Source organism: Christiangramia aquimixticola (assembly GCF_048285835.1).
In the GTDB taxonomy this organism is placed as follows: domain Bacteria; phylum Bacteroidota; class Bacteroidia; order Flavobacteriales; family Flavobacteriaceae; genus Christiangramia; species Christiangramia aquimixticola.
Genome location: NZ_JBLVTL010000003.1, coordinates 1 through 10395 on the forward strand (window position 1 = coordinate 1; position 10395 = coordinate 10395).

The 10395-nt window shown below is 40.0% G+C and carries 4 protein-coding genes; all 4 read right to left on the reverse strand.

The features are described 5' to 3' along the window. Positions 1-3644, reverse strand: a 3644-nt coding sequence (locus ACNKXV_RS06910) for an Ig-like domain-containing protein (protein ID WP_417906985.1), incomplete at its 3' end; no start/stop codon positions are given. 713 nt (positions 3645-4357) lie between these two features. Continuing rightward, positions 4358-6220, reverse strand: coding sequence for an OmpA family protein (locus ACNKXV_RS06915; protein WP_417906986.1), 1863 nt, complete (start codon positions 6218-6220; stop codon positions 4358-4360). A gap of 16 nt (positions 6221-6236) precedes the next feature. Beyond that, the gene (locus ACNKXV_RS06920; RefSeq protein ID WP_417906987.1) at positions 6237-7133 is read right to left on the reverse strand and encodes a PorP/SprF family type IX secretion system membrane protein; all 897 of its coding nucleotides are present in this window, start codon (positions 7131-7133) and stop codon (positions 6237-6239) included. Between the two features lie 11 nt (positions 7134-7144). Next, positions 7145-10395: HYR domain-containing protein (locus ACNKXV_RS06925; RefSeq protein WP_417906988.1), on the reverse strand; the 3251-nt coding region annotated here is incomplete at its 5' end.

Consider the following 10395-nt stretch of genomic DNA (forward strand, 5'->3'; position numbering starts at 1 on the left):
GTGATAGCAGGGGTAGCATCACACACATCGCTAGCTGAAGGAGAAGCAACTGCAGGAATATTATCACACGTTACAGTAACATCTGCAGGAACTCCGGATAATGTAGGAGCACTAGCGTCAGAAACTGTGATTTTCTGAGATTGAGAAGAACTATTTCCAGCAGCATCTGTTGCGGTCCAGGTTCTTGTAATCTCGTAGTTATAAAAAGAAGCCTGATCAGGATCTGTTCCTTTGGTGCTAGTTTCAGCAAAGGTGATAGCAGGGGTAGAATCACACACATCGCTAGCTGATGGAGTAGCCACAGCAGGAATATTATCACAACTAACAGCTACATCTGCAGGAACCCCTGATAATAAAGGGTCTGTGTTATCTATTACAGTAATAGTATGACTTACATCCGTCTGATTCCCACAGGCATCAGTGATAGTATAGGTTCTGGTAACGATATAGGGATCTGCAGTAGATCCAATACCATTATTATTGATATCGCCTTTATGACTAACTGTTGGGGTAGAACAGTTATCTAAAACATTAGTAACTAAAGTAAGATCAACCGCAGGGATATCATCTCTACACTGAATTCCGGAAATGTTGGCTGGAGCGGTGCCTGTTGGGGGAGTAGTATCTACTAAAGAAATTATTTGATTAGAGGTAGTTATATTTCCACAGGCATCTGTAATCGTAAAAGTACGGGTCACTTCATAAGGACAGGAGCTGGAAGTAGCCGGTCTTGCGGCTGCAATATCCTGATAAGTGATACTCTGAATCTGCCCGTTTTCGGTAATAGTAGCACCGGTCGCGTTAAATTCAGCTTCAGTAATAGTTACTAAAGTAGAACTATAATCCAGGCCGGTATTAGCGGAAGTAATATCAGATGGAGTACATCCTTCAACACTGGTATTGTTTAAATTATTAATAACAGGATCTTCATTATCCACAGGTGTAATCTCTACAGAATCTGTATTATTATCCAGATCTTTATCAAAAAGATCAGTAGCCGTGATATTTGCGGTATTTGTAATAACTTCACATGAGTTACCAGTGCTGGCACCTAAAGTTAAAATCACCTCCTGATCCTTAAGCATGTATGGGAAATCGCTTAAATCCCAAATACCGGTTGAAGGATCATAAGTAGTATTGGCTGGGATTATAGTAGTTGAGGCATCATAGGTTAGACCAGCTGGTAAAAGATCTTTAACCATAACACCGGCAGCAAGACCGGGACCTTTATTTTTTAAGGTAATGGTATAAATTACATTTGTGCCTACTTCCGGTTTATCATTGTTAACCTCTTTTTTCAGCTCAAGATCTGCCTCACACATATCTTTTTTGGAAGCATCAAGAAATTGATCACTTATCTTATAATTTATATCTTCACTATCCTCATCGCCCACATCCTGAACTGCATCTGGAATCCCATCCGTGCCAACAGGTGAGGAAGGAAACTGGAATTCGGTTGTTTTATTGGTCGTAGCTTCTGCTTCTAAAGCGTCACTACAACCATCATCGTCACTGTCCAAATCATAATGATTAGGGATCCCGTCATTGTCAATGTCAAAATCTGAACAAATACCATAAGTATTTAAAGTACAAAAGTCAGGATCCTCAAAATTGGGGATTCCATCACTATCCTCGTCAGCAGATGGATCTTCACCATTAGATTCTTCACTATCTGGAATTCCATCATTATCATCATCGAAATCCTCTACATCCGGAATTTTATCCGCATCATAATCTCTCAGAACGGTAATGGTAACCAAACCAACGTCACACAGCCCTGGATTTCCATTATCATCACAAATTCTATATTCAAAGGTGTCAACACCATACCAATCCGGATTAGGTGTATAAACTATGGTCTCGGTGTTGTTTCTAAATGATACAGTCCCATTATCCGGTCCTTTTAACAAATTATTTGTTATGGTTCCCATCACAAAAGGATAATTTACCGTAGGTGGAACACCAGCAGAAACGGGATTATCTAAATCTCTGTCATTTGCGATAATTTCGGTGAAAGTGAAGGTTTTAATTCCATCCTCAATCATAATTGCAGAATCATCTGCAGCATAGGGGATAGCTTTAACTGTTACTTCTTCTGTATCTGCAAAACATCCGGGAAAGGCTGCTGCAGATAAGGTATAAGTACCAGGCATTATTATTACTGCTTCCTCCCCTACATATGTTTGAAGACCATTTTCAAATCTTCCATTTCCTGTTGTTTCCCAGGTATAAGCTGCGCCCGAAACTGGATTTTGAGGTCTTAAAGTAAGGGTTGCCCCCGGAAAAGAATTGATATTTCCTGGAGGTTCAATATCTGCGGTAACAACGGGGGTTGCAAGAAAACTATAAGGTCCAACAAAATCTTTTAAGGAAGATGTATTTGAAGTACCTGTTCGGGTTTTTGCAATTATTTTTACATAAGGTGCATCGCAAGGATTTTCTCCTATTGTTGCTGGATCGATTTTTAGATTTGTAAGATTCAAACCTACTTCCATAAAAGCACCTGGTGAATAGGTGGTTTCATAATCTCTTTCACCATGAGTACCCCACGGTGGGCCATCGATCTCAACAGTGTTTGAGGTGGCAAAGTATTCTCCGGTAGGCACTACGATTGATGCATATCCATAATCCCCACCTGTATTGGATTGGTAGCCATATTTAATAAATTTAGGTCCTCTCCAGGCAGCCGCTGCCGCAATTTCCGCATTAGTTTGAATAATATTTGAAGGGTTGGAAATGTAAGGATCCCAGGTTTTTGTAGTTGAATTCCAAACGAATTTAGGAAAATTATCGTATTCATTTTTATTTACCCAAAGTGCTACATCAAGTGACTCATGAAATGAACCATTAAAGCCAAAAACCACATATAAATCTCCGGTTTTGAAAATTGAACCATCTGCTAGAAACTCCCATCTAGTATGACCTTCGTCATTACCAGCCGATATAAATTTATCCCCTTTCTTATTTAAGCTAATGTCTTCACTATATAACTCAAAATCCACATAATGCACACCCGATGGATCTACTATCGAAACCCCTAAATCTAACCACATTTCACTTAAAGCACCAGTGCCAGGAATAAGAATATCCTGTCCCTTTCGTCTAACATGGGCGTACATATCAACAATATCATAAGAACCGGTTAAGGAGCTTGAGGTTACCTTCCAGTTTTTAGGGTCCTGTGCATGTTTTGCACTACCACCGAACATTGTTGCGTCCTTTTCACCACTAGAACCTATAAAATCTCTTGCAAATAAAGCATCATAGAGAATGGAGTTATTTTGAACATCATACTGCATAAAAGTAGGATTAGCTTCAAAACTGATGTTGTTTCCATTTATCAATTGCGTACTCCAATTATCCGTTGGATCTATCATCCCATAGCCAGGTTCCTGATCATTGACGAACCAGTCATCTATTGGAATTTGATTGCCATTTGCATCCAGACCTTGATTAGCTTTTGTTTCAGCATCAATACCAAAACGAGCTGGAGAGCCAGGTTGAGAAGGTTGTTGTACTTGTGCGTATAAACCAGTTGATCCCAACAGTAAAATTACCATTAGGATAAAACCTGGAATTAAGTTTAAATGATGACTCTTAGTATAATCAAGTGTCGTCATTTTCAGAGTAGTGTTGTCATTCATACGCTAATGTTTTTATCAAACATTTATCTCAAACCTTTTCAGGCATACCAAATTCAATTCGTCTGGAAGTAAGACAAAAGATCGTGGGGGATCCCCTGCTTACGCGGCCATTCTCCATTGGGAAAAAGGCATAACTATTCCATTAAGTTTTGTGGGGTTAATAACACCTGTATGTGGGGGTGTTTCTAGAGAAGGGTGGGGGTGACTCTAAAATACGATGTTATTCGCTGTAAAGCTATTCCAAAAGATTTATCCAATCTCCTGTTTACCAATATTTTAGGTGAAAGACACAAAAAATCCGACGAACGACACAATTTTGTAGGGTAAAAATGCCGAAAATCACGTTTTGACCTACAAAAATTAGCGTAATTTATTCAGTTTTTGGAAAATTTTACGAGGGAAAACCCCTATTTCATTACCTGTTTGACGGTTTAACTGTTCGTTTTATAGCTGTATGAACTATACTCATAATTTTGTGCCTACAAGAGGCTACTGTCAGTAAAATCTTCAATAATTTTAAGGGTAAAATTTTCCCTCTGGATGTCGGTTATAAAACGCGAAAAAGGTCCGGGCTAGAGGCCGGACCTTTTTCTTTTCAATCGAGTATGTTGGGGTCGATTGTATTATCGAGGCTTATTTATTATACATCCGGTTAACCGGATCTCTTTTGAGGGGATAACAAATAAGCCTCCTTCTCTGGTTAGTTAGAGAATTTACATTTTTACTACTTTAAACATGGATCTACGGTTTAACTGATGTTCTTTTTCTGAACAACGGTCACATTTAATAGCGGGCTTGGTTTCCCCGTATCCCTGGTATTTTACTATGCGATCTGCAGAAATGCCTTTTGATACTAAATAATCGAAAGTTGATTTTGCTCTTCGTTCTGCCAGACCTTCGTTATAAGCATTGGTTCCCCGGCTGTCTGTATGAGATCCAATTTCGATCACCAGGTCCGGATAATCATTTCGCATGAGCGCCACCAGTTTATCTAGTTCTTTGGCAGCATCTGGCCGTATGTTCGATTTGTCAAAATCAAAATAGATATTTTCAATTTCTGCCAGGTACTCCAGATCTTTTACCGGTTCTAGTGCTATGTTATAGATTATTTCATCTTTTTCGTCGCTATTAAAAGTGCTCACCGTACCATTAAAAGTTTCATATTTGATTTCCTTGGCTTCTACCGGGAATTCGTTATCCCGATTGATTTCAGTTTTATAATTTCCATCTTCATCGGTTTCAAGAAAGGCGATCTGTGTATTTTCTTCAGCCATAATTCTTACGGTAGCCTGTGAAATAGGTTTGCCATTAACCGCATCGGTCACGACACCTTTAAGAATTAGCGGATTAAGTTTATTAAAAACATAAATATCATCACTGTTTCCACCTCTGTTTGAAGAGATATAACCTTCTTTTGAATCGGCAATTTGAAAATAAGCGAAGTCATCAAGGTTACTGTTCACTGAGCTCCCCAGATTTTCAATTTCTTCAGCATCTTCTTCGAATTTGAAAATATCGAATAATCCTAAACCGGCGTGACCATTGGAAGAAAAATATAAAGTTCCGTCTGTATCTATAAATGGAAAGGTTTCATCAAATTCTGAATTCACCGGATCGCCTAAATTTTCTGGTTTTCCAAAAGTTCCGTCTTCCGCTATGCTAACCTTATAAAGATCTGTTCCCCCCATACCATCCGGCATGTCTGAAGCAAAATATAAAGTCTTGCCATCCGGTGATAGTGCAGGGTGGCCTACGGAATACAGGTCACTGTTAAAACCAAGCTCTTTTACATTTTCCCATTTTGTGCCATTTTTAGTAGCAGAATATAGTTTAAGATGATTGGTCTTTTGTTTATCACTTTTTCCTTCTTTTCGACCCAGATAATTGTTTCGGGTAAAATAAGCGGTTTTTCCGTCAGGACTTATTACCAGAGGACCGTCATGAAGTTTAGTATTGATCTCTCCCGCAATTGGATTGATCGTTTTTGTGTTTTTATCCTGAACATAAACATCAAGAAATGGTTCCCCATTCCAGCTATAGGTCTTTTTCTTTACATCTGAATCCTGAACTCTGGCCGAAACAAAATATACCTGATCTTTCTGTATAAAGACTCCAAAATCACTGAACTCTGAGTTGAGATCTGCTGGTTGCAGACGGTAAGTAGCCATGCTTTTGTATTCGTCTTTTTTTACCATGGTCTCAATATCTGCCGAAGTTTTTCCGGAAGCGAGATATTTTTTTAACCAGGTTTTGGATTCGTCATATCGCTTTACACCGCGAAGTGCCTGGGCATATTTATAGTAATATTCCGGAGAGATCGTGGTATCCTGAATCACGTCCCCATAATAAAAAACTGCATTTTCAGGACTACGCAGCAGCATATAAGCGTCTGCCAGTTTGAGCGAGTTATAGGTAACCTTATAATCTTTTTCAATAAGTTCCTTATAAACATCGGTTGCTTCCAGGTAGGCAAATTCATTAAAGAGTTTGTCTGCCTTTTTTTGTTTTCCGCTCTGAGCTTGCAACCCTATAGAGCAGCAAAGAAAAAGCAGAATTGTAGAGTAAATGTTTTTCATAATTAAAAGGCTTTAGTTAGAAGAAACGCGGTGACTTATATCTGGTGTTTTTTGCTCTTAGCTCATATATAAGAATAAACTCATGAGATCCCGAGGTGTATGGCTGAATATCTGAAATTGAATAATCATAGGCATATCCTGCACGGAATCCAGGGAATAACTGTACATCCAGAAATGCTCCCAATGCATCATCTATCCGGTAGTTAACCCCAAGATAAAATTTCTCATCAAAAATGACTGTCCCTGTTACATCAACTGAAAGTGGCGCACCTTTAGTTGCTTTCAGCAGGGTAGAGGGACGGAATTTCAAGTTGCTGTTAAGATCAAAAACATAACCAGAAGTAAGGTAATAATGTACCTGCTCCAATGCTTTGAACTCTTCCAAACGGTTGTTGTCTTTATTGATAAGTTTAGGTGCAGAAAATCCTACATACCAGTTCTGAGCGGAGAGATAAGCACCGGCCCCGAAATTAGGAGTCCAGCGATTGAACTCATCCTGAAAAAACGGATCGTCTCCAAAGGTTGGATCATCAAGCCCATAGTAATAAGCTCCTGCTTTAAGCCCAAGTCTTAAACTTACATCGGCACTAAGATCTACCCGGTAAGAAAAGTCACCATATATAAATGTGGTATTCTCATCTCCAATTTTATCATTGATAATGGACAAGCCCAGGGCAACCTTATCATTTTGAAGAGGGGAATTAAAGGAAAGAGTCTGGGTTACCGGAGCTCCTTCCAATCCTACCCACTGGTTACGGCTAAGCGCCGTGATGGACAGTGCATCTCTACTCCCTGCATAAGCAGGGTTTATAGAGGTCGTGTTATACATATACTGTGTAAACTGAGGGAGCTGTTGCGCAGTTGCGGTAGCACCAACAAATAGTATTATTATGATTAGATATACTTTTTTCATGGTTTCCCTTTTTATTTAGTTCCTAGATAGATATAACCCTGTATTGGTTCGAAATTGCTATTCCTGATCTCCAGGACGTAGAAGTAAGTTCCCGACGGCAACTGTTTTGAACTGGTGATCGCTGAATTTGAATAACCATCCCAATTGTTCTGGTAATTTTTCGCATCGAACACCTTCGCACCCCAGCGGTTAAATATCTTTAAATCATAACTGAAGCCACATTCTCTGGTAAGATCTACCAGGAAGAAGTCATTCTTATTATCACCATTTGGTGTCACTGCTTTTGATATGCTATTTCTAATATCTGAAATCTCACATGGCAGCACCACGCAACGGTCATTTATGGATATGGTCACTTCTGTTGAAGATGGACAAGTACCTTCAACTACATAGGTGAATGTATAATTACCAACTGCTAAAAGTTCCGGATCAATAAAGCTATTTTCAAGCGCGCCTGTATTGTCTGTATCCATCCAGGTTCCGCTGTCATCGTAAGTACTCTGGAATAATTCAAACAGATTGAATATTCCGTCATCCACACAAAGATCTGCAGTAGTTGTTTGAATTGGTTCTGCCACCGGTGCTTCTATTACTATAATAACCGGATCTGAAGTCTGTCCAAATTGATCTCTTGCAGTAACTTCATAAGAAGCAGGCTCAAGATCTGTGAACACACCACTTTCCTGATAGTTAATTCCGTCAATACTATAAGTAAGACCTTCCTGGGTTTCCACGGTAATTGTACCAAGTGGTAAAGAACAGGTCGCGGCTGTAGTTACTGTTGCCGTTGGAGTAGAAGGCGGATCAGGTAATGGTTCCTCTTCCACGATCACCGTAAAAGTACAGGTAACACTGTTTCCTGCTGCATCTGTTATAGTATATTCAACTTGGGTGGTTCCAAGTGGGAACTCTCCTCCCGAAGCAATTCCTGAAGTAAGTTCTACCGTAGTACCTTCACAATTATCGGTAACAGTTAAGGCTGTGTACTCAACCGTTGTGCTGGTAGTTCCAATTTCAACAATTTTAGTAACATCAGCAGGACATTCAACCATTGGAGATTGTGAATCTGCAACTGTTACCGTAAAACTTGTTGTGGAAGTATTCCCCGAAGTATCTGTAGCCGTGTAAGTCACAGTTGTAGTCCCAATTGGGAATTGCGATCCTGAAGCAGGACCTTCTGTTTGAATTACACTTTCTATTTCACAATTATCTGTAGCTGCCGGTGGGTCAAAACTTACCACGGCTCCACATTCATTTTCGTCGTTATCTACAGTTATATCGGCAATTTCCACAATTTCAGGAGCCTCGTTATCATTTATAGTAACTTCGAAACTACAATCCACAGAGTTCCCCGCGTTATCGGTCGCAGTAAAGGTTACCGTAGTAGTGCCAACCTCGAATAATTCTCCAGATGCAGGTCCTGCGGTTTGCTGTACCGTTACTTCACCCGAATTATCAAAACCTTCAGGTGTGTCAAAGACTACAACTGCACCACAAACTCCTTCATCCACATTTTGAACAATTGGTTGCGGACATTCGAGACTTGGATCTTCACCATCGGTTACTGTAACCGTAAAGCTACAGGTGATCGTATTTCCGGCTGCATCTGTTGCAGTAAAGGTTACTGTTGTTGAACCCAGGCTGAACTGTGATCCTGAAACCGGACCGGCAGTTTGTTCTACAGTGGCACCGCAATTATCGGTTACCGTAGCGCTTGCGAATTCAACTATCGCGAAAGATTCACCATCTACTGTGGTTACCGTCATATCCTGAGGACAGGTAAGAACCGGATCTTCAGTGTCATTCACCGTAACTGTAAAAGTGGAAGTATTGGTGTTTCCAGCTTTGTCTGTCACTGTATAGGTAACTGTCGTAGTTCCCACAGGGAATTCAGATCCTGAACTTAAACCTTCAGTAATAACCACAGTATCAAGTTCACAGTTATCTGTTGCTCCAACTTTATTGAAGGTAACAACTGCACCACATGCTCCCGGGTCACTATCCACAATTATATTGGAAATAGTTTCAACGACTGGTGCCTGCTCATCCTTAACAGTAACGATTTGTGTACATTCGGATGAATTACCGGCATTATCTGTAACCGTCCAGGTTACAATTGTTTCTCCTATGTTAAACACGTCGGGAGCATCATTGGTAATCACCGGATTTGGATCACAGTTATCTTTAACTGTAATGGTTCCCAGAATTACTTCTGAAGCTGAGCACATGTCTTCATCTGTAGAGACGCTAACATTTGTAGCACAGGTTAATATTTCTGGCGCTTCAGCATCAATAACGCTAACATCATAGGTACATATTGTAAAGTTATTCGAACCGTCTGTTGCTTTGAAAACCAGAGTAGATACACCTACCGGGAATAACGAGCCGCTTGCAGGGCCTGAAATTTGTTCAATCGTAGCAATTCCGGAGTTATCTGTAAACTCTGGCATTGTGAATACCACAATGGCGCCACACTCTTCCTCATCATTTTCAATTTCATAGGATTCTGGACAGGTGATTTCCGGGCCACTCTGGTCACTTACAAATACTGTAACCGTAGCCGAATCTGTTCCGCCATTTCCATCAGAAACAGTATAGGTGAAGGTGTCTTCTCCGGTGAAATTATTATCCGGGATATAAGTAACGGTCGTTCCATTGGTGGTAGTGGTCCCATTTGCAGGATCACTTACCTCGGTAACCGTTAATTCATCTCCATCTATATCTGTATCATTTTCCAGAACCGGAATAACTGCTTCGGTATTTTCCAAAGTAACAGCTATATCATCAACTGCTTCAGGTATGTCATTAACAGGATTAACGGTGACAGTTATTGTAGCCGAATCTGTTCCACCTTTTCCATCAGAGACTGTATAAATAAAGGTGTCTTCTCCATTGAAATCAGGATCTGGTGTATAGGTGATGATATTACCATCATCTGTTGCAGTTCCATGTAATGGGGTTCCAACTTCGGTTATTACCAAAGTTCCTCCATCAACATCTGTATCATTTGCTAAAACATCAATTTCCAATTTAATATCCTCATCTGTTTCTACCAGATCATCTTTGGCAACCGGTGCATCATTTATTTCTGAAACCTGAATGTCCACCACTACGATATTACTATCGTTATCTCCGTCATTGGCTTTATAAGTAAAGCTATCACTGTGATTTTCAGATCCATCATGAGTATATATAAAAGTCCCATCGCTGTTTAGTTCCAGAGTACCATAGTTAACATCATCCACCAGGATAGCGGTTAAAG

Bases quoted from the DNA above. Each gene is read 5' to 3' on its own strand.
- ACNKXV_RS06920 (WP_417906987.1), bottom strand. From the start codon at position 7,133: ATGAAAAAAGTATATCTAATCATAATAATACTATTTGTTGGTGCTACC.
- ACNKXV_RS06915 (WP_417906986.1), bottom strand. From the start codon at position 6,220: ATGAAAAACATTTACTCTACAATTCTGCTTTTTCTTTGCTGCTCTATA.